21 protein-coding genes and 1 pseudogene are annotated in these 19094 nt (G+C 61.9%); 20 read left to right on the top strand and 2 right to left on the bottom strand.

The annotated features are described in order from the left end of the window. The first annotated feature begins 195 nt into the window (after window positions 1–195). From PVW51_RS22140 to PVW51_RS22120, 5 genes and pseudogenes are all read left to right on the top strand, one after another. A complete protein-coding gene (locus PVW51_RS22140) occupies window positions 196–1347 on the top strand; it encodes an acyl-CoA dehydrogenase family protein (RefSeq protein WP_274577616.1) in 1152 nt (383 codons plus the stop codon). Then, window positions 1348–3096: a CoA transferase gene (locus PVW51_RS22135; RefSeq protein WP_274577614.1), complete on the top strand. Its 1749-nt coding sequence runs from the start codon at window positions 1348–1350 to the stop codon at window positions 3094–3096. A gap of 71 nt (window positions 3097–3167) precedes the next feature. Then, a pseudogene (locus tag PVW51_RS22130) lies at window positions 3168–3927 on the top strand (electron transfer flavoprotein subunit beta/FixA family protein). Continuing rightward, entirely contained in the window at window positions 3927–4850 is a 924-nt protein-coding gene (locus tag PVW51_RS22125) for an electron transfer flavoprotein subunit alpha/FixB family protein (protein ID WP_274577611.1), read from the top strand. Before PVW51_RS22130 ends, PVW51_RS22125 begins: the two are co-directional and overlap by 1 nt. 592 nt (window positions 4851–5442) lie before the next feature. Beyond that, window positions 5443–6189: a hypothetical protein gene (locus PVW51_RS22120; RefSeq protein ID WP_274577609.1), complete on the top strand. Its 747-nt coding sequence runs from the start codon at window positions 5443–5445 to the stop codon at window positions 6187–6189. A 141-nt stretch (window positions 6190–6330) separates the two neighbouring features. Here PVW51_RS22120 and PVW51_RS22115 read toward each other — a convergent pair whose 3' ends face one another. Continuing rightward, on the bottom strand, window positions 6331–6588 hold the full coding sequence (locus tag PVW51_RS22115; protein WP_274577605.1) for a helix-turn-helix domain-containing protein: 258 nt from the start codon (window positions 6586–6588) through the stop codon (window positions 6331–6333). A gap of 156 nt (window positions 6589–6744) precedes the next feature. Beyond that, a complete protein-coding gene (locus tag PVW51_RS22110) occupies window positions 6745–7008 on the bottom strand; it encodes a hypothetical protein (RefSeq protein ID WP_443288640.1) in 264 nt (87 codons plus the stop codon). Window positions 7009–7209: 201 nt separating this feature from the next. Between PVW51_RS22110 and PVW51_RS22105 the strand changes: the two genes are divergently transcribed. The 15 genes from PVW51_RS22105 to PVW51_RS22035 are packed head-to-tail and all read left to right on the top strand — an operon-like array spanning window position 7210 to window position 18810. Continuing rightward, window positions 7210–7566 carry a hypothetical protein gene (locus tag PVW51_RS22105; RefSeq protein WP_028093938.1) on the top strand — a complete coding sequence of 119 codons (357 nt, stop codon included), beginning with the start codon at window positions 7210–7212 and terminating at the stop codon, window positions 7564–7566. A gap of 43 nt (window positions 7567–7609) precedes the next feature. After that, window positions 7610–8230, top strand: a complete 621-nt coding sequence (locus tag PVW51_RS22100) for a lytic transglycosylase domain-containing protein (RefSeq protein ID WP_274577594.1) — start codon at window positions 7610–7612, stop codon at window positions 8228–8230. Beyond that, window positions 8227–8517, top strand: a complete 291-nt coding sequence (locus tag PVW51_RS22095; RefSeq protein WP_274577591.1) for a TrbC/VirB2 family protein — start codon at window positions 8227–8229, stop codon at window positions 8515–8517. The genes PVW51_RS22100 and PVW51_RS22095 overlap by 4 nt, the downstream gene beginning before the upstream one ends. Window positions 8518–8529: 12 nt before the next feature. After that, window positions 8530–8808, top strand: a complete 279-nt coding sequence (locus tag PVW51_RS22090) for a type IV secretion system protein VirB3 (RefSeq protein ID WP_274577588.1) — start codon at window positions 8530–8532, stop codon at window positions 8806–8808. Then, window positions 8798–11173: a type IV secretion system protein B4 gene (locus PVW51_RS22085; protein WP_274577585.1), complete on the top strand. Its 2376-nt coding sequence runs from the start codon at window positions 8798–8800 to the stop codon at window positions 11171–11173. Before PVW51_RS22090 ends, PVW51_RS22085 begins: the two co-directional genes overlap by 11 nt. Continuing rightward, window positions 11170–11337 carry a hypothetical protein gene (locus tag PVW51_RS22080; protein ID WP_274577583.1) on the top strand — a complete coding sequence of 56 codons (168 nt, stop codon included), beginning with the start codon at window positions 11170–11172 and terminating at the stop codon, window positions 11335–11337. The genes PVW51_RS22085 and PVW51_RS22080 overlap by 4 nt, the downstream gene beginning before the upstream one ends. 16 nt (window positions 11338–11353) lie before the next feature. Further along, window positions 11354–12478: a lytic transglycosylase domain-containing protein gene (locus tag PVW51_RS22075; protein ID WP_338019774.1), complete on the top strand. Its 1125-nt coding sequence runs from the start codon at window positions 11354–11356 to the stop codon at window positions 12476–12478. Beyond that, window positions 12478–13305, top strand: coding sequence for a type IV secretion system protein (locus PVW51_RS22070; RefSeq protein WP_274577577.1), 828 nt, complete (start codon window positions 12478–12480; stop codon window positions 13303–13305). Before PVW51_RS22075 ends, PVW51_RS22070 begins: the two co-directional genes overlap by 1 nt. Window positions 13306–13317: 12 nt before the next feature. Continuing rightward, window positions 13318–13974: a virB8 family protein gene (locus tag PVW51_RS22065; RefSeq protein WP_274577574.1), complete on the top strand. Its 657-nt coding sequence runs from the start codon at window positions 13318–13320 to the stop codon at window positions 13972–13974. 39 nt (window positions 13975–14013) lie between these two features. Further along, entirely contained in the window at window positions 14014–14766 is a 753-nt protein-coding gene (locus tag PVW51_RS22060) for a TrbG/VirB9 family P-type conjugative transfer protein (RefSeq protein ID WP_274577572.1), read from the top strand. Continuing rightward, window positions 14763–16145, top strand: a complete 1383-nt coding sequence (locus tag PVW51_RS22055; protein ID WP_274577570.1) for a TrbI/VirB10 family protein — start codon at window positions 14763–14765, stop codon at window positions 16143–16145. Before PVW51_RS22060 ends, PVW51_RS22055 begins: the two co-directional genes overlap by 4 nt. Window position 16146: 1 nt before the next feature. Beyond that, window positions 16147–17145 carry an ATPase, T2SS/T4P/T4SS family gene (locus PVW51_RS22050; RefSeq protein ID WP_274577568.1) on the top strand — a complete coding sequence of 333 codons (999 nt, stop codon included), beginning with the start codon at window positions 16147–16149 and terminating at the stop codon, window positions 17143–17145. Continuing rightward, on the top strand, window positions 17132–17323 hold the full coding sequence (locus PVW51_RS22045) for a hypothetical protein (protein WP_174147567.1): 192 nt from the start codon (window positions 17132–17134) through the stop codon (window positions 17321–17323). Before PVW51_RS22050 ends, PVW51_RS22045 begins: the two co-directional genes overlap by 14 nt. Next, window positions 17320–17724 (top strand): hypothetical protein, encoded by a 405-nt coding sequence (locus tag PVW51_RS22040; protein ID WP_274577560.1) that lies wholly within the window; start codon window positions 17320–17322, stop codon window positions 17722–17724. The genes PVW51_RS22045 and PVW51_RS22040 overlap by 4 nt, the downstream gene beginning before the upstream one ends. A 6-nt stretch (window positions 17725–17730) precedes the next feature. Next, entirely contained in the window at window positions 17731–18810 is a 1080-nt protein-coding gene (locus PVW51_RS22035; protein WP_274577558.1) for a type IV secretion system protein, read from the top strand. Window positions 18811–19094: the final 284 nt, after the last annotated feature.

Here is a 19094-nt window from a genome sequence, read left to right as displayed (position 1 = left end):
GAGCTCTGTTCTAAGCCGCCGCACCCGTAAATTGTACGGATAACTTGCGGTGTCCAATGAGACATAGTCGACGAAACCTCAGTTCGTTGCCTGAAAAAATATCAAACCGGGGTCAGGTTAACTCAATTGCGATGCCGCGCGCGTTCCAAATATGTCTGGTCCAACTAGGAGATGGTGCCGGAGGGAGGGCAATTTATGGATTTCGACCTGACGGAAGATCAACGGATGATCCGGGATGCGGCTCGTCGGATGACGGAAGAGACCCTGACGCCGCTGCTCGCCAGAGAGCCGCAGGACCAGCCACTGTCAAAGGCTGCGATGCAAGAAGTCTATGGCTATCTGTCCGATTTCGGGATCACCGCGATGCGCCTGCCGGCCGAGCAGGGCGGTAGCGGCATGACCATGGTGGACTATGGCCTTATTATGGAGCAGCTGCCGCCCGTCATCGGGCTGTCCTTAATTTCGCATGACGGCTCGACCACCCGGATCAGCACGGGTGCGACCCCGGAATTGCGCGCCGCACATGTGCCTGACCTCATCGCGGGCCGAAAAATCGCTTGCACGGCCACGTCCGAGGCCAATGCCGGATCGAACTCGAACGCGATAAGCACCCGGCTCGAACAGGACAGAGGGATGCTGCGCATCACGGGCCGGAAAATGTGGATAACGAACGCTTCGGTTGCGGATGTCTTCGTCGTGACCTGCACGTCGGGGGTGGACGAGCGCGGCAAGCCACGCAACCACCGTGTTCTCGTTGAGCGCAACACGCCCGGCGTCGAGGTTACCGAAATCCCGCTTACCGGTTTGCGCCAGGGACACCTCAGCGAGGTCAGCCTTGATGGCGTGGAAGTGCCTGAAGGCAACGCCATCGGCGAGCCGGGCGATGCGGGCCGGTTCATGACACTGGTCTGGAACGGCAACCGTCCGCTGCTGGGACTCAGCGCCCTGTCGATCGCGCGGCGGGCCTTCGACATGGCGCGCGAGCATTGCGGCACCCGGCAACAGTTCGGCCGGCTTCTGTCGCAAATGCAGTTAATCCAGCAAGATCTTTCCGAAATCGAAACCCTGATTGAGAGCGGTCGGCTGCTGTGCCTGAGCGCGCTGCATGCAATGGACAGGGATCGGCGCGCCAACGGCACTTCTGCCATGGCAAAGAAATTCGCGACAGCCAATGCCAACCGCGCCATCGACCTAGCGATGCAGTTGCATGGTGCACTCGGAATCACGACCGAGCTTGGCATTGAACAGATGTGGCGTGATGCGCGGATATTCCAGGTGCCCGACGGCACGATGGGAATCCTGTCGCTGATCCACGGTCGCGAGCTGACCTCGAAGGCAGCATTCTGAATGTCGCGCGCCGAAGAGCGGATGACCGTCTCGGTTCTGGGCGACACGCCTGAACTGCGCATCTACGCCGACTTGATGTCAAAGGCGGGCGCGGCCGTGCGCCGGGTCAGGCCCGACGAGAAACCGGCGCCGGCCGGCGTCCTGGCCTATTCCTCAGACGCGCTGCCGCAGGATATGGTCGCCTGGATCGATGCGCAGCGATCCGCCGTCCTGTGCGACATAGCAGGCGGCCGGGACTTGCTCGGGCCTTCGCAACAGCCGTTGACCGAATACCAGATGCAGGCAGCCGCCGCGCTGACCGAGACGACAGGCTTTCCAGGAGCCGCTCCGACGCGCAGCAAGGTTCCGTTCATCGCGGTTTCGACCGCGCTCTACGCCGCATCCGCCACTCTGTCTGCAATGATCGCGGCCCGGCCCGGCGATGGGAGACGCAAGATCGTGACCTCGCGGTTTCTGAGCGCCCTGAACGCCTTGACCACCTATCTGCCGTCCGCCCTGCAAGGCGCGACCCCAACCCGGATTGGCAATCGGCATCCGTCATCCGCCCCGTGGAACAGCTATCCGACATCGGACGGCTGGATTCTGATCTGCACCAGCAAGGACGACCAGTGGCAACGTCTTCGCGACCTCAGCGGACAGCCCGAACTGAATGATCCTCGGTTCGCTGTTCAGACCAACCGCATTGCTCTGCGCGAGACCATCGATGCACACTTGGCCCGGTGGACCCGCACTCTGACAACCGGAGAATGTGCCAAACTGATGGACGGGGCCTCGATACCGGCCGGTCCGATCCTCGGACTCGACGAGCTGTTCGAGGATGCGAATTTTCGGCACCGGCAACGACCTTTTGTAGAAGCGCACCGGCGCCAGTCAGATGCGACACAGAGTATTTCGCTCTTCCGCATCACTGAAGGTTACCGCACTCCGTCCTCGTTCCGTCCCCTGAGGCTGGACCCTGAAAAACCGCTTGCCGGTTTGCGCGTGATCGAGCTCGGTCAATTCACGACGGCTCCGCTCGCTTGCCGCCACCTCGCGGCGCTTGGGGCGGAGGTTCTGAAGATCGAGCCACCCTCAGGCGACGCAGGCAGGACCTGGGAGCCGGTTGTCGATGGTGTCAGCCACTATTTTACCATCTCCAACACCGGAAAGCGGTTCGAACGGCGAGATCTTCGCGATCCTGCGGACATGGCCTGGCTCAAGGGAGAGATCCGAAACAGCCATGTGTTGATCGAAAACATGCGGCCGGGCGTGCTCGCGAAACTCGGACTATCGGCTGCCGAGCTTCGGGACGTGAACCCGCGCCTGCTGACCTGCAGCGTGTCCGGTTTCGGCGCAGACAGTGCCTATCCCGGCCGCGGGGCCTATGACACCGTGATCCAGGGCATGTCCGGCCTGATGGCACAAACCAAAAGCGGCGTTCGCCCGGTCAAGCTTGGGATTTCGGCCTCCGACATACTTGGGGCACAGGTGTCGTTGTTCGCAATTGTCTCGGTCTTGAGTGCATTGGAAACGGCGGGAGGCAAGGCGATCGACATTTCGATGCAGGATATCTCTGCCTATGCCGCACTTCGCGGGACCAACCCGGAGTTCGAGGTGGCCTATGAGGCCGCAGAACGATGGCCATCGCGAACCGTGCGCAGCATCACGGAACACGCATCCTTTAGCGAATCCCTTTCGATGTTCGTACCTGACGACAAGGGAAACATGCGCCATGCGATCCGCCTGCCATATTCAATTTCGCTGATTTGACCGTGGTCGTTTCTCACGCGGAATACCTTGGCTTGCCATGTAGGAAAAATATAACAGCGATAAGGGTATATATGCGGATCATTGTGCCTGTAAAAAAGCGTGATCGACTACAACGTAAAGATTCGCGTGAAGGCGGACAAAAGCGGTGTCGATCTTGCGAATGTGAAGATGTCGATGAACCCGTTTGACGAGATCGCGGTCGAGGAAGCGATCCGGCTAAAGGAATCGGGCAAGGCGGACGAGGTGATCGTCGTGTCGATCGGCGTGAAACAGGCGCAGGAGACGCTGCGCACGGGTCTGGCCATGGGCGCCGACCGGGCGATCCTAGTGGTCGCGGCCGATGAGCCTCATACCGATATCGAACCGCTGGCCGTGGCCAAGATCCTGAAGGGTGTGATCGACGCGGAACAGCCCGGGCTGGTGATTGTCGGCAAACAGGCGATCGATAACGACATGAATGCCACCGGTCAGATGCTGGCCGCCCTGCTGGGCTGGTCGCAGGCGACCTTTGCCAGCGAAGTCGGGATCGACGGCGACAGCGTGACCGTAACGTGGGAGATTGATGGTGGGTTGCAGACGATCAAGGTCAAGCTGCCGGCGATCGTTACCGCCGATTTGCGCCTGAACGAGCCACGCTATGCTAGCCTGCCCAACATCATGAAGGCCAAGAACAAGCCGCTGGAGGAGAAGACCGCTGCCGATTACGGCGTCGATGTCACCCCGCGCCTGACGGTCATCACGACCACCGAGCCGGCGAAACGCCAGGCCAGTGAGATGGTGGGCTCGGTTGACGAACTGGTGGCGAAACTCAAGGAAAGGCGGGTCGTGTAATGGCTGTTCTTCTTCTGGCCGAAGTGAACAATGGCGAACTCAGCGTGGATGCAACCGCCAAGGCGGTGACCGCGGCCAAGGCGCTTGGCGATGTGACGGTGCTGTGCGCGGGGGCCTCCGCCGCGGCGGCGGGCGATGCGGCGGCCAAAACCGACGGTGTGTCCAAGGTCCTGGTGGCCGAGGATGCCTCCCTTAGTCATCGTCTGGCCGAACCGGCGGCGGCGCAGATCGTATCGCTGGCGGGGAGCTATGACCATATCGTTGCCCCCGCCACGCTAGACGCCAAAAACATCATGCCGCGTGTTGCGGCCCTACTGGAAGTGATGGTGATCTCGGACGTGTCGGGCGTTGTCGACACCGATACCTTCGAACGCCCGGTCTATGCTGGCAACGCGATCCAGACTATGAAGTCCAAGGATGCCAAGAAGGTCATCTCCTTCCGCACCTCGACCTTCGAGGCCGCTGGCACCGGCAACTCGGCTCCGGTCGAAACCATCGACGGCGCCGCCTCGGAGCTCTCGTCCTGGGTCGAGGACAAGGTCGCCGCCTCCGACCGCCCCGAGCTGACTTCGGCCGGCATCGTCGTCTCCGGCGGCCGCGGCGTCGGCTCGGAAGAGGATTTTACGCTGATCGAAGCCCTCGCCGACAAACTCGGCGCCGCTGTCGGCGCCTCACGCGCGGCTGTGGATTCGGGCTTTGCTCCGAACGACTGGCAGGTCGGCCAGACCGGCAAGGTCGTGGCACCGGACCTCTATGTCGCCGTGGGCATCTCGGGCGCGATCCAGCACCTCGCCGGCATGAAGGACTCCAAGATCATCGTCGCAATCAACAAGGACGAAGACGCCCCGATCTTCCAGATCGCCGACTTCGGCCTCGTCGCCGACCTCTTCGAGGCCGTGCCGGAACTGACCAGCAAGCTCTGAAGGACTAAGATATAATTAGCATAAGACGGATTATGCGAATTCTTGCAATGTATTGATATCATTGATTTTCGCCCTCTACCACCTCCCTGTGGGCGAAACCTTGGCGGCATCGGCTCTGTCGGTGCCGCCTCTTTCACCGGAATGGGATTGAGTTTGCCCTGAACTGCCAAACAAACGCGGCGGCCCACCCGACAGACAAATTGTACAAAGTGAAGGCGATCAAGAACCAGTGAGTATTGACAAGGAAGAAGCGGCTCCGGTCGCTCGACTCATCCGCAGCCCCGAAGGCCAAACTGTTGGCTGGGTCTATCAATGGAACACATCAGAGCTGTCCATACTATGGCTCGGCCTCGAGCGCGCGGTTGATCAAATCGATCCACCTCTGAGCACGGACATGCTCACTGCCGCGAAGGCAGTAGCCAACGATGCAGTCACAGATCTCCTTGAAAGGTTATCACGCGGGCGATCGATCTCACCGGACCTGCCCTAAACCTGAAACGGCCAGAAACAAATTCCGCGACATTGACATTCTTACAATAGTATACTATTGACGAACATAACATACGCATATCAGCCGACTGAGATCCTCCTAATGCGCAGTTTTCTTCGTCATTTCATCTTCGCATCGATTGTGAGCACGGCTTCCCTCTTCGGCGGCTCGACCAAAGCGTCGGCTCAGACCTACCCGATAGATTGCGCCATCCTGCTCTGCCTCTCCGGCGGCTGGCCAGCGTCAGAACCCTGCACGAGGGCGCGTATAGAGTTCATCCGCCGGATTACGCCCTGGCCTGTCGAGCCTCCATTGCAGATTTGGCGCTGTCCCATGGGGGCCTCCTTCGAACCTGTAGACGATCCCGGTCGCACTCCGCGTGTCTTTGACATCCTCTTCTCCAACGCTTCTCCCCTGCCCCAGAGCCTCGCAGAATCTGATCCCGAGAACGCTGGCGCCCTCTTGCCCGCCGTCCTGCGGTCGAAAGGTGTCGACCCCCTACCCCATCCTGACGGGTTCGCATTACATCTAATCCAGGACCGCGCCGACATCGACATGAGTGGACCGGAGTTCAACTTCGTCCGGTCGATCCGAGTCTACGATGTGCGCTACGCGCGCCAACACGAGTCCCGAGACAGCGGTTGCAATCGGGCCGATACCGTCCTGCTCGGAACCTATGGAGTCCAGGGCGATTTTTCCTGGTCTCGTTCGTCAGTTGCGGCGTTGCCCGAGGCCCATGTCGGCTTGGAACGTTGGGGCGATCATTGTCCTTCCATCTATCACCGCTCGGTCTTCGTCGACTGGCGAGACTACGAGGGCAATTACGGGTTCGAGCAGGTGAACTACTAAGACGTTTTCCTCTTCCCCAAACCTGCACCAGAGACCGTGCATCGAAGCGTCCCATAACAATCCGTTGTTATCATTGCCCTTCGGCCCCAGCGGAGCTTAATCTCGTCATACCACCCGAGGCGACCTGCCCATCGCCTCGTCCTAAATCCGGTGATCAAGTTCCGTCGCCGCCTCGGCCGCCGTCAGAAGCGTGCCCGCATCGATCTGCAGAGCACGCGCGAGTACGATCAACTCAACCACATCGACCCTACGCTCTCCGCTCTCCAGACGAGCGACAAAAGACTGGTGACATCTCAGACGCAAAGCGAGCTCCGCCTGCGTTAAGCCAGCCACCTTCCGCGCCGCAATCAAAGCGTCGCGAAGTGCCTCATGTCCCGAACTCCTGATCGTTTTCGCCACGTGTCACAAACCTCTTGTGACAGGGCTAATCTACTTTATAGATTATCTAAAAAGTGGATAATGGGTATTTACATGATGGTAGAGACTCCGAATTGCACGCCGCCGATACGGCCGGATGTCACAAGACGACGCCCCTTTGGAAAGATCGCGGTCACATCACTCGCCCATCAATTCCAGGAAGCGCCCGTAGTCCTGGCTTACCTCGCGCGCCTCTTCGAACGCCCGGACACGCTCCTCCTCCAAGCACCGAAAGTAGCTCTGGATGTCCCGGATGTAGACTTCAAAGTCGCTGCGGATGAGATCAGCATAGTCCCGCGCGGCTTCGGAATCGCTCGGCACGAAGGGCCTGGGCGGCGGCAAACAGGACGCGGCGGAGACTTCGCCTGCCAGGCACGCGACCAGAAGTATAGCTTGTGCCATGATCGACACGCACAACCTGAAGGCGTATAAACCCCTTATTTTCTTGATCAAATGCATGGGAACCGTCTATTCGTTAATTGAGCAAGAATCCGCTTGTCGCATCAAAAGTTTATCTTGTGCGTCAATACTATATCATCGTATGACTTGGCTTCAACACCTGAAGCCTGGTCATTCGCCCTATTGGAGAACGTGATCCGGGTGATGGACCTAGAAAAAGAAGCCCCGAATGTGGTCACCGAACCCAGATTCCGCGATCTGGTCGCCAGCGGCTATCGCGTCGAAGTTGTCTGCAAGGAAGACGCCTTCAAGAAAGGCCCCAACTGGCATGGGGTCTGGATCATGCGCGCTGTCAGCGACGACGGGATCGAGAAACTTCTGGTCACGGCCAGGACCCGGACCTCACGCAACGACATCAAGATCCGAGAAATCAAGACCGTCACCGGGGTCATCTCCTTCCTGCAAGGAATCGGTTTCTCACACGCCGACGTGCCCTTGGAAGAGGGCAAGCGGACGGTTCACAAGCTCTCCAGCGAAGAGATGGCTGCCAGCCGGGCTTAGCGTCCTTTTCTTTTCCTCCCTGGGCTTCCCGGCATCGGCAGACATGGTCCTGGTGATGGCGGGGGACGGCTCTCTTTCGCCGTCGCGCGCCCAGGAACGGTTCGCGCGCAACTACAATGACGGGGTCGGCGTTGGCTCGACCTCAGACGAGTTGCGCATCTTGGGCGAAGAAAGCCGCGCTGAAGGACGTGAAGGGGTGCGCAACGCGGCCTTGGCCCCTCGCGCGCTCACACCACGCCCGGATATCCTCGCCGCGATCGAGGAGACCGGACTGCGCTACGCGAGCCACCCTGGGCTCCGTGCGGCGGATATCACCGTCACGGACTGGCTCCACCTCTATCGCGCCAACATAGAGATCGAGAGTGCGTACAATCCGAACGCCGTCTCCCATGCCGGGGCGGTCGGTCTCGGGCAGTTGATGCCTGACACCGCCCGTGCGCTTGGCGTTGATCCCAACAACTGGCGGCAGAACCTCGATGGCTCCGCGCGCTACCTCGCCCTGATGTTGACGGAGTTCGGCGATGCTCGTCTTGCGCTCGCCGCCTACAATGCCGGGCCCGACGCCGTGCGCGATCATTCCGGCATACCCCCGTTTCGAGAAACCCAAAACCACGTCCAGCGGGTGCTGGCCGTCTTCAACCGGCTGGAAGGAGCGTCCCCATGAAGCCATTGACGAAATCCCTGATCACCCTTGCCGCTTTCCTCATCGTTGCGGCAGAACCGGCCCTGGCCCAGAGCATCGACCTCTCACCGATTCAGAGCTTGCTTCAGGGCATCGTGGACGCGCTGACCGGACCGCTTGGAGTCGTCATCGCCACCCTCGCGGTCCTCGGCGTATTCCTCAGCTGGTTCTTCAACATCATCGATCTGCGCCAAGCCCTCTGGGTGCTGGTGGGCATCGCGGGTGTTGCGGCCGCGCCGACCATCGTTGCCGCCGTCTTCGGGTCGTAACCGGGGGTTCTCGTGGCCGAACGATCGCCGCTCTTTCTGGGCCTTGTGCGCCCGCCGAAGCTCCTCGGCCTGCCGATCATGTATGCCATGGTCTGGCTCTTCGGCTCTGTGCTGCTCTTTGTCTGGGTGCAGCACCTGGTTGTCCTGGGCATCGCGGCGGTGCTCTATCCGGTTCTCTGGAAAGCGGCTGACTGGGACCCGCGTTTCATCGACGTGATGATGACGGTGTTGCAGGAGACGCCGCCGACGCGGAACCGGTCCATCCACGGGGGCGATAGCTATGCGCCATAGTGAAGCCCTGGACGAGACCGTCGATGAACGCACCCTCATGCCGGACTGGTATGCCCGCGAGAAACGCCTCGCGCATATGCTGCCCTATGTCAGCCTCGTCGATGATCAGACAGTCCGCACCCGGGTCAACGAACTCTTCCAATGCATTCGTCTCAGCGGGGTCAACAGCTACACGACGGACGATGCCTATCTCGACAAGGTGACGGCGCTCTTTGCCCGGATTATCGCGCAGCTGGGACCCGAGTTCAGCTACTACGTGCACAAGGTCTCGAAGTCGATCACCCCGGACCTGCTCCCGGTCAAGGGGGACGGCTTCGCGGCGGCGGTGGATGATGCCTGGCGCGCAAAGCTGGCCTCGGCAGGTCTCCGGGACAAGACCCTCACACTCACAATCATCCAGCGCCCACCGCCCAGAAGCTTCCTCGGCTTCGTGAACCGTTCCGCACCGGAACGTTTTAAGGAGGAGACCGCGAAACGGGTCCGGCGGCTTAAAGAGGCAGTCGGGGTTTTCACCTCCGGCCTGGCGGAACTCAAACCCCGCATTCTCTCAGCAGCCTCCGGCGAGTTGGTCGGGTTCCTCGGCGCGCTCAACACCGGCCGCGAACTGCCGCTCTATCCCGCAAACCGCTACGGGTTTCTGGCCTACAACGTTGCCAATACTCGCGTGACGTTTCTCGAGGATCACTTCGAGCTTTCGGGTGGCGTTGTCGGCCACCGCTTCGGAAAAAGCTTCACCATCGGAGAATATGCCGAGGGCACGACCTGCACCATGTTCGACATGCTGAACCTGCCGGTCGACATGATCGTCACCCATTCCTTCACGCCGATCAATTCGAACCTGATGGCGGGCCGGATCAAACGCCAGAAACGCCAGATGCAGGCCTCGCAAGACGCCGCCCTCTCGCTCCTAGAGGCACTCGACATCGCGCATGATGATCTTGAGGCCAAACGCCAGAGCTTCGGTGAGCACCACATGGTGGTGACCGTCTTCTGCGACAGCCTCGAGGAGTTGCAAACCCTCGGGGCCGAGATCGTGAACACCGCGGCCGCCGAGGGCGTGAAGATGATTGGCGAGCGGATGGCCGCGAAATCGCACTACTTCAGCCAGCATCCGGGCAACCAGCCGAAACGCGTCCGCGCCAGCGCCGTCACCAACCGCAACTTCGCGGATTTCGCGGCGCTGCACCGGACACAACTCGGCAAGGAGAAACACCAGCTGCCCTGGGGCCAGGAGATCACACTCTTTCCGACGCCGGAACAGAGCGCCTATCGTTTCTCCTACCACGAGCAAGGCTCGCCCGAGAAAGAACCCACCAGCGGCCACACCCTGATCCTGGGCCGTCCCGGTTCAGGCAAATCCGTCCTCTCGGCCTTTCTGATGACACAAGCACGGCGGGTCGGTGCGCGCATCTTCGTCTTCGACTACCGGCTCGGCATGGAGATGGCCGTCCGCGCCAATGGCGGGCGCTATGCCTCGATCAAGGCGGGACAGGCGACCGGCCTCAACCCGCTCTGGACCGAGATCGATGAGCGCGGCACGGCCTGGCTCTCGGATTGGCTCGCCTCGCTCCTCTATCGCCCGGACAAGCCCCTGACCCCGGCCCAGACCAACCGCATCCAGGAGGTGGTCCGCCAGAACGCCACAGCCACCAACCCGGCCTTGCGGAACTGGAAGGACTTCGCCTCGCTCTTTGTCTCGACCGACGACAATGGCGACCTGCACCAACGCCTTCTCGAATGGACTGAGGACGGCCGCTTCGGCTGGATCTTCGGCCAGAGCCTCGAGGACACCTTCTCGCTTGACGGCGATGTCGTGGGGTTTGACCTGACCGGCATTCTCGACAGCGAGAGCGAAAAGGAGCGCATGGCGGTGCTCTCCTATCTCTTCCGCCGGATCGAGCGGGAGATCGAGGACCGCCGTCCCACCATCATCGTGATCGACGAGGCCTGGAAAGCGCTCGACAACCCATACTTTGCCGAACGGCTCTCGAACTGGCTGGTGACCGCCCGGAAACAGAACACGGTCGCGGTAATGATGACACAATACGCAAGCCAGTTAGAGCGCACGCGCACCGGCAAGACCATCGTCGAGGCGGTGCCAACCCAGATCCTGCTCCCGAACATCCGCGCCCACGCATCGGACTACGCGATGCTGAACCTCTTCGAGAAGGAGCTCGACGTGCTCTTGAACACCGGCAGCGACAGCCGTCTCGCCCTCATCCGCGACGACAGCGGCTCCGTGGTGGTCGATGCCGACCTCTCCGCCCTCGGTCCTCTCCTCACCATCCTCGGCGGCATGGAGAAGGGCGAAGCCCTCGTCGGCCCCGACTACCGCGACCGTCCCGATTTCTGGAGGCTCTCATGATCCGACCCCTCATCCTCCTCGCCGCACTCGGCGTTCTCTCTTCCTGCGCCGAATATCGCGAACCCAAGGCCAACTGTTTCGCCTTCCGCGCCTCGCTCGACCGCGCCGAGCCGGATTGCATCTTCACACCCATCGGAAACCCGGAAGACGGCGTTGAGGTCTAGGGTCGCACATATCCTCTTGGCGGCTCTCCTGCCGGCAGCTGCGCTCGCCCAGGGCGTTCCCACCAACGATTCCGGGCTAACGGCCCGCGATATCGTCGAGACGGGCGACCGGGACGCCGACCTCGCCGTCCAACGTGAGAAACTCACCGTCGAAGAGTTGCTAACCGAGATCGAACGGGAACAGCTCGCCACGCTGCGCGCGATCCTCGACGCGCAGACGAGCTTCGGCGGCCAGGGACTGCCGGGCATGGTCGCCGATCTCGAGGGCGGCGGCGATCCGGACCGGTCCGCAGCGGCTGTCTACGGCTCGGGCGATGTCGATCCCAATCCGGGCGGCGCGGGAATGTTCGGGGATGCGGCAGAAAACATCGAGCAGCTGATCATCCGGGTCGCCCAGGAGACCCACGGGCGGCCCGGGGTCGGGCGGGCCGGTCTTTCCGTCGTGCAATGGCGCGCCCTCCTGCAGGCGCTCATCTGGCAGGAGAGCCGCTTCTCCATCGGCGCACGCTCGCCCGTGGGCGCCTTCGGCCTCACCCAGATCATGCCGGGCACCGCGAGCGATCTCGGGATCAACCCGGAATATTATGACAGCCCCTACCTGCAGGTCGAAGGCGGCGCGCGCTACCTCGCGGCCCAGCTCAACACCTTCGACGGCAACGTCGTCAACGCGCTCGCGGCCTATAACGCCGGGCCTGGCCGTGTGTTCGAATATGGCGGCGTACCGCCCTTCAAGGAGACCCAGCATTACGTCACGGTCATCCCCGAACGCTACAATCTCTACCTTGCCCGGATCGGCGGCATCGAGGCTCTCGGCACGATCGACCCCGCGCTTCTTGCCAATGCCAATCTCTCGCTCAGCGGGTTTGGCGCCGCCTTCTACGGCAGCAATTCCCCCGCCGCCATCCGGCAGGCCGCCCTGCGCGTCCAGGACATCGTCACCCGGATCGGCGCGACCCAGGACATCCAGGAGAGCATGGCGCTCAACACCTATGCCCGCGCCGAACTGGTCCGGCTGATGGCCGCGCGCATTCGCCTGAAAGCCGCCCGGACCCGACCGCTCAGTGCCGCCCAACTGGCCCAGGCCGCGGCCCGCATGGCCGAGAACGAATTCATGGAGTTCACATTGGAGGACCTGGATTGATGCCCCGCAGAATGTTCATTTCAGCACCACTTCGCAAGTTGACCCTGGCCAGCATCTTGGCGCTTTGCTCGCCTTTCGTGACCAGCGCCCCCGTCCTGGCCCAGGGCGTGCCGGTCGTGGACACCCAGAACATCGCCCAAAACATCCAGCAGCTCCGACAGATGATCGAGGACGAGATCCTGCAAAACGAGCAACTCGTGCAGCTCCGCGAACAGCTTGCCACGCTCACGGAGCAGCTCGCCGAGCTACAACGAACGTATGAGGCGTTGACGCGTCTGGCAGAGCTGCCCGAGATCATCCGGACACAGATGGAAGACGAACTGAACGGTCTCCTGGACCAGGAGTTCGGCGACATCATCGCCACAATTGAGGCGATCAAGACGGGGGATTTCTCCGGGCTGACCGGATCCGGTGCCGGCGAGATCGAAACCCAGATGGATAGAGTGCTGGCCGATCTTGGTTTCGACGAGGACACGCTCTCGGAAATGGCCCGCAGTGGTAATCCCGGTGCCGAGCGCGTGGCGACACAGGCCACGACCGGCGCGCTGGTCTCGGCCGCCGCCCAGAACAGCTATGAGGATGCGGGGCAGTCGCTCGAACGCGTCGACCGGCTCGTCGGGCTCATCGACGACATGGATGAGCTCAAGGAGAGCGTCGATCTCAACACGCGGGTGACGGCAGAGCTTGCCATCGCGCTCGTGGCCATGTGGCAACTCGAGGCGATCCAAACGGTGGGTGATGGCACCGGCGGCGTGATCGATGCCGCCACCATCGCCGAGGAACAACGCTTCATGGAGTTCACGCTCCCCGAGTTGAGCGCAGACTAAAGGCGAAGGGCATTGGAAGAAGAAACAGCCATCATCGAGGAGGAACTGGTCTACGGCGCACTGAGACGGGAACGGCTCTGGCAGCGTCTGGGGCTCTTCGGCCTTGGCTTTGGTATCCTGGGCTGCCTCAGCGCGGCCGCCGTGGCCATCCTCGATGTCGATCCGCCCCCTGTGGTGGTGCCCTACGACCCCGCGACCGGCTTCGCCCTCCCCGAAGCCACCGTCGGGGCCACCACCGTCACCGAGAACCGCGCCATTATCGAGGCGGAGGTCTTCCGCTACGTGACCGACCGCGAGGTTTACAACCAGCTCGACAATGACGTGCGCATCCGCAGCGTGTTGCGCCGTTCGGACCGTGCAGCAGGGGCCTCACTGCGCCAGATCTGGAACTCGGCCAATGCCGACTATCCCCCGACCGTCTATGGACCCAACGCCCGCCTGGACGTCGAGATCCTCAGCATCAACCTGATCGGAAACAACCGGGCCACGGTGCGGCTCCGCAAGCGCCTGACCTCGATCCAAGGGGTTCAGGCGGGTCTCTTCACCGCGACGCTCCTCTTCGAGTTCCGCCCCGAGGAGAGCCGCTCCATCGACCAGGTTTGGACCAACCCGTTTGGCTTCACCGTCGTCGAATATGCGATCCGCTCGGACAGATTGGAGAACCAGTAAGTGCGTTTCTGGAATACATTCTCAAAAAGCTTGTTGCCAATGTCCCGAGAGCGCGAAGCGCGGCAGGGTATTGGCAACACAATAAATTCCAGAAACGCACAGGCGTTTCTCGTTGCCGCCTTCTATTTCGCACTTCTCCCTACCCTTGCCACCGCAGAATCCATTCCGCGCGGGGGACCCAACGACCACCGCGTACGGGTCGCGTCCTACCAGGAAGGCCAGGTCTACAGGCTGAACGTTTCCCTGACCCATGTCACGACCATCGAGTTCGGGACAGGCGAGAGCATCCGCTCAATCATCGCCGGCGACACGGAAGGATTTGAGATCGACGGTGTGCCCGGCGGGCGGGCCTTTGCGATTAAACCCGTCGCGCGCGGCGTCCACACCAACGTGACCGTCTATACCAACAGACGGAGCTATTATTTCAACGTGAACGAGGTCTCGAGCCCGACCTTTTATGTCGTGCAGTTCCGCTACCCCGAGGACAATCGCCGCCCTTCCAACGCCATCGCGCGCGCCGCACCGAACACCAATTACGGGGCCAGCGCACGGACGGAATTCACGCCGACCCGAGTCTGGGACGACGGCACCTTCACCTATTTCTCCTTCCCACGGAACGCACCCGTTCCGGCGATCTTCCGGTACACGAACGGGCGCGAGCGCACGGTGAACACGGGCGCGGTCGAAGACGGTGTGATCCGTGTCTCGGGCGTGGGGCGCCAATGGGTGCTGCGTCTGGGCGAGGACGTAGTCTGTATCGAGGCGACCCCGCCCGCGGAGGCCGCCTCATGAGTGACAAGAACACCGATCTCGAACAGCGCCTCGCCGCACTCGAACGGGGCAACCCGCGCCACGGACCCGCCCCGAAACGCCGCTCACCGCTCCTCGCCCTCCTCCTCGCAGGGCTCATCCTGGCGGGCGGCTTGGTCCTCTTGCTGTTTTCGGGTCCGGGGGAAGAGGTCGCCCTGCCGACGGCCACCCCGGACGAGTTCCAAACCGAGGGTGACGGGTTCGGAGAGATCGAACCCTTCGTGCCGCCGCCCGCCCCGGAACCCGAAATCGTTCTCGTCGACCCGGAACCCAACGCCGAACTTCTGGCGCAGATCGCCGCACTCCAGGCCCAGATCGAGGAGCTGCGCGACGCGCCGGACACCGACGTCGAGGCGGACAGCGCGGCAGCGGAGGCGATCGATGCGCTGACCGCACGGATCGCCGCCCTACAGGACGCCTCCGAGACTGCTCAGGAACAATTCCAGGCCGAACTCACCAAGCGAGATCGGGAGCTGCAACAGCTGCGTATGGACCTGGACCTCGCGCGGCTGGAGGCCAACAAGCCGGCACCCGCACCGCTCGGCCCCACCGACGAAGAGTTGCGCGCCCGCGAAGAGGAGCGGCTGCGGCGCGAGGAAGAAGCGCGGCGGCTGGCCGAACTGCAACGCCGGGCCGAGGAGGAGCGTGCTTTCCAGGAACGGCGGATTTCCTCCCCCGTCATCGCCTTCGGCGGAACGGGCGGCGCCAATGCGGGCGAGACAGAACTTACCGAACGCACCTTCGGCGAAGTGACGGATTTCGTGCTGAACGGCGCGTTGCCGAGCGCCATCACACAAGCCGAAGTCATCGCAAATCCCTCGAACACGGTCATTCAGGGCACGATGATCCAGGCCGTGATGGAGACCGCACTCGACAGCTCCCTCCCCGGCCAGACCCGTGCCATCATCTCCGAAGACGTCTTCAGCTATGACGGCTCACGGCTCCTGATCCCGCGCGGCTCACGCCTGATCGGGCGCTACCGTTCCGGCATCGAGATCGCCCAGAAGCGCGTCACCATCGCCTGGGACCGGATCGTCCTGCCAAACAACCAGACCGTCCAGATAAGCTCCTTTGGGGGAGACGCGTTGGGCCGTTCGGGTGTCACCGGCTTCGTCGATACCCGCTTTGATGAGCGGTTCGGTTCCGCCGCGCTGATTTCGATCATTTCGGCCGCCCCGAGTGTGGCCGCCGCCCAGGTCGAGGATGAGACCACCGCGGACGTACTTGAAGATGTGGGCGATGACCTGGCCGACGCCACCGACAGTGTGATCAGCGAATATCTCTCCATCGGCCCAGTCATCTATGTCGACCAGGGCGCACGCGTCACCGTCATGGTCGATCGCGATCTGGAGATGTTCTGAGATGACGCTCTCCTATCTCCAGACCTCGCTCGATAAGCTGAAGGACGCCGCCCGCGATGACGTCATCGAGATATGTATCAACCCGGATGGCTCTTGCTGGGGTGAGTTCCAGGGGGACCACTTCATGCGGGCACTGGATCAGCGCCTGACGGTCACGGAGGTGCGTGATCTCGGCAACCAGATCGCCTCCTCAGCCAACACGACGATGAGCAAGGACAAGCCCATCGTCTCGGTCTCGATCACCTATCGCGACCGCCCCATCCGCGCCCAGGTCGTAACCCCGCCCGCGGTGCTCGCGGGCATGTCGATCTCGCTCCGCTTCTTCTCGAGCCTGCCCCTCGACAAGATCGAACTCCACTTCCTCTACGGCGAAGAACGCAAGCTCGAGGAACTGCGCCAGGAGAAAAACCGCGCGCTGCGCGAGGTCGTCGCCTCCGGTGACATCTACGCCGCCATCCGCTTCTGCGTCGAGAACAAGCTCAACATGATCGTCTCCGGCGGCACCTCGACGGGCAAAACCGTCGCGGCTCGGAAAATCCTTTCCTACGTTCCCGATGAGGAACGGATCGTCACCATCGAGGAAGCCGCAGAGTTGCTCCCGGCCCAGCCGAACGCGGTGACCCTGATCGCCAACCGCGATGCGGAGTTTCAATCCGCCGATGTGCTTCTGACCACGACGCTGCGCATGAGGCCCGACCGGATCATTCTCGGCGAAGTCCGCGGTAAGGAGGCCATGACTTTCCTCGAGGCGATCAACACCGGCCATGGCGGTTCGATGACAACCCTCCATGCCGAAACCCCGCAGCTCGCCGTCCAGCGTCTCGCCATCGCCGCGCTCAAGACCGAGATCCCGATGACCTATCAAGACATGGTCCAATACATCGAAAGCTCGATCGACGTGATCATCCAGGCGGGCCGTGAAGACGGTGCCCGCGGCATCACCGAATTCTATCTCCCCGGAACCGATCTCAGCGGAGGCATGACCCATGAAGAAGTTTGAATACGACATCCTGTTCTGCAAGGTGAAGAAGCAGAAGGACTATGAAGAGATGCGGCGCGCCCTGAACGAGCGAGGTGCCGAAGGCTGGGAGGTGATCTCCGCCGAGGCGGGCGATTATGGCTATACCGCGTTCCTCAAACGCGAGGTCATGGACCGACCGGCGGAGTCGGTGACATGAAACGCACGACCTCTCTCGTCTGCCTATTTCTTCTTTTGACGGGCACCATTGCATCGGCCGAACGCGACTTGGTCCCGACGCTCAATAATCAACCCGATGTCTGCCCCGATCTGCCGCCCGAGCCGGAGTGGATGCGGAACACCGAAGCGCGCGATGCCCACAAACGGCTCTTGGTCCAGCAAATCTACCGGTTTCAGAGCATGGAACGCATCGTCGACGCGCAGAGCTGCACATGCGTCACCCGGTATCCGTCTTGGGAGGCCGCCGAAGCGGTCTATTTTGATCGCTATTCCGCAGCTGACTATTGGAGCGTGGTCGAGGCGACGTCAGACTATCGCCGACAGGCGAACGATCTCCGAAAGCAGGCCATGCCGATCTGCGAAGCGGCCGGCAACTGGTAGCGGGGCATGAGCGTCGTCGCGTATTTTGTGGAAACCGCCGAAGGCTATCTGGACTCGGCAGCGGAAACCCAGTTCGGGGCCGTGGCCGCCACGGTCGGAACGATGCTGGTCCTCGGAACGACGCTCGTGGTCATCCTCATCTGTCTCAACATGATCTACCAATACCGGTCCATGGACGGCCGGACCGCCTTCTGGCTCGCCGTGAAGATCGGCTTGATTGGCATATTCGCGACCAACTGGATCCAGTTCAACGCACTCGCATCCGCCATCCTGAACGGAATAGACAGCATCGCAGGATCGCTGGTCGCGTCGGTCGGCGGCGGGACGCCAGGACCGTCAGGGACCTTCGCCGAAGAGTTCGATCAGCTGATAGCCGCGCTTGGGGATTACTTGAACGCTGCGGGGTCCGAGTTGAACTGGATGGCTGGCGCGCTTCTCGACACGCTCGGCGTTCTCCTGCTCTCGATCCTCGGAGGGCTGGCGGCCTTCATCGTTGTCGCCTCCAGGCTCATGATCACGCTTTTGATCGGGATCGCTCCGGTGATGATCTTCCTGACCCTCTTCGAGGTGACCAAGGATTATTTCGCACGCTGGCTCTCGGCGCTGATCTCCTTCGCGATCTACCCCATCGTCATCGCCGGCGTTTTCGCGACCATCACCGGAGTCTCGCGCGCATTGCTCGCCGAACTTGGTGATCCGGAGGGGGCTTCGAACATCGGCGCCCTCCTGCCTTTCTTCATGATGGTCCTCATGGCCAAGGGGTTCATCATCGCCACCCCGTTTATCGTCCGATCGGTCTCCGGAAACATCATGATGCCTGCGCTCTCGGCAGGCTTTGGCGGAAGCTACGCCTTCGCCCGGGGCCTGGCAGGCAGCCAGCAGGTTTACAACCGATACGCCATCGGAGGCGCGACTGGTGCCGAATATGCCGCGCTTCGGGCCAGGCAGTTTCTCGGCGTTCAGGCGCTCCCGACCCGCCCTAATGCCGCGGGTGGCGCACCGGCTGCACCTTCAGACAACTCATCCGGCACCGGTGCCCGCATGCTTGCGCAACTGGCACGGCTGAGCAGGTTGGGCAGACGGTAGCGCAGACCGGACGAGGCAGGTCTACCCGGAACAGGCTGTCCGCGGACAAAATCTTTGCTGCCTGCTGGGATCATGACAAACAGCATGAATGGTTTTGCGTTGGTGGCATCGTGCCGCGTCTGGGGACGCCACTCTGCTATAGGATCAGGCGCTACGGCATCAGCGCCGGTGTTTCTGTCTGGGACGTCCGTCCTGTATCCCGTTCTCAGATCAAAGCATTTGACGGCAAGCTTCCTATGGGAAATTGCCGGTAGCGGGCAGCAGATTGCAGCGACGTTTTGCTA

The sequence above is a fragment of the Sulfitobacter sp. PR48 genome, assembly GCF_028807335.1.
Lineage (GTDB): Bacteria > Pseudomonadota > Alphaproteobacteria > Rhodobacterales > Rhodobacteraceae > Sulfitobacter.
The sequence above is the reverse complement of the archived record's forward strand: the minus strand, read 5'-3'. Positions and strand labels throughout refer to the sequence as shown.

Bases quoted from the DNA above. Each gene is read 5' to 3' on its own strand.
- PVW51_RS22055 (WP_274577570.1), top strand. From the start codon at position 14,763: ATGAGTGACAAGAACACCGATCTCGAACAGCGCCTCGCCGCACTCGAA.
- PVW51_RS22125 (WP_274577611.1), top strand. From the start codon at position 3,927: ATGGCTGTTCTTCTTCTGGCCGAAGTGAACAATGGCGAACTCAGCGTG.
- PVW51_RS22095 (WP_274577591.1), top strand. From the start codon at position 8,227: ATGAAGCCATTGACGAAATCCCTGATCACCCTTGCCGCTTTCCTCATC.
- PVW51_RS22105 (WP_028093938.1), top strand. From the start codon at position 7,210: ATGGACCTAGAAAAAGAAGCCCCGAATGTGGTCACCGAACCCAGATTC.
- PVW51_RS22080 (WP_274577583.1), top strand. From the start codon at position 11,170: ATGATCCGACCCCTCATCCTCCTCGCCGCACTCGGCGTTCTCTCTTCC.
- PVW51_RS22135 (WP_274577614.1), top strand. From the start codon at position 1,348: ATGTCGCGCGCCGAAGAGCGGATGACCGTCTCGGTTCTGGGCGACACG.
- PVW51_RS22120 (WP_274577609.1), top strand. From the start codon at position 5,443: ATGCGCAGTTTTCTTCGTCATTTCATCTTCGCATCGATTGTGAGCACG.
- PVW51_RS22070 (WP_274577577.1), top strand. From the start codon at position 12,478: ATGCCCCGCAGAATGTTCATTTCAGCACCACTTCGCAAGTTGACCCTG.
- PVW51_RS22060 (WP_274577572.1), top strand. From the start codon at position 14,014: ATGTCCCGAGAGCGCGAAGCGCGGCAGGGTATTGGCAACACAATAAAT.
- PVW51_RS22045 (WP_174147567.1), top strand. From the start codon at position 17,132: ATGAAGAAGTTTGAATACGACATCCTGTTCTGCAAGGTGAAGAAGCAG.
- PVW51_RS22100 (WP_274577594.1), top strand. From the start codon at position 7,610: ATGGTCCTGGTGATGGCGGGGGACGGCTCTCTTTCGCCGTCGCGCGCC.
- PVW51_RS22085 (WP_274577585.1), top strand. From the start codon at position 8,798: ATGCGCCATAGTGAAGCCCTGGACGAGACCGTCGATGAACGCACCCTC.
- PVW51_RS22035 (WP_274577558.1), top strand. From the start codon at position 17,731: ATGAGCGTCGTCGCGTATTTTGTGGAAACCGCCGAAGGCTATCTGGAC.
- PVW51_RS22040 (WP_274577560.1), top strand. From the start codon at position 17,320: ATGAAACGCACGACCTCTCTCGTCTGCCTATTTCTTCTTTTGACGGGC.
- PVW51_RS22110 (WP_443288640.1), bottom strand. From the start codon at position 7,008: ATGGCACAAGCTATACTTCTGGTCGCGTGCCTGGCAGGCGAAGTCTCC.
- PVW51_RS22050 (WP_274577568.1), top strand. From the start codon at position 16,147: ATGACGCTCTCCTATCTCCAGACCTCGCTCGATAAGCTGAAGGACGCC.
- PVW51_RS22140 (WP_274577616.1), top strand. From the start codon at position 196: ATGGATTTCGACCTGACGGAAGATCAACGGATGATCCGGGATGCGGCT.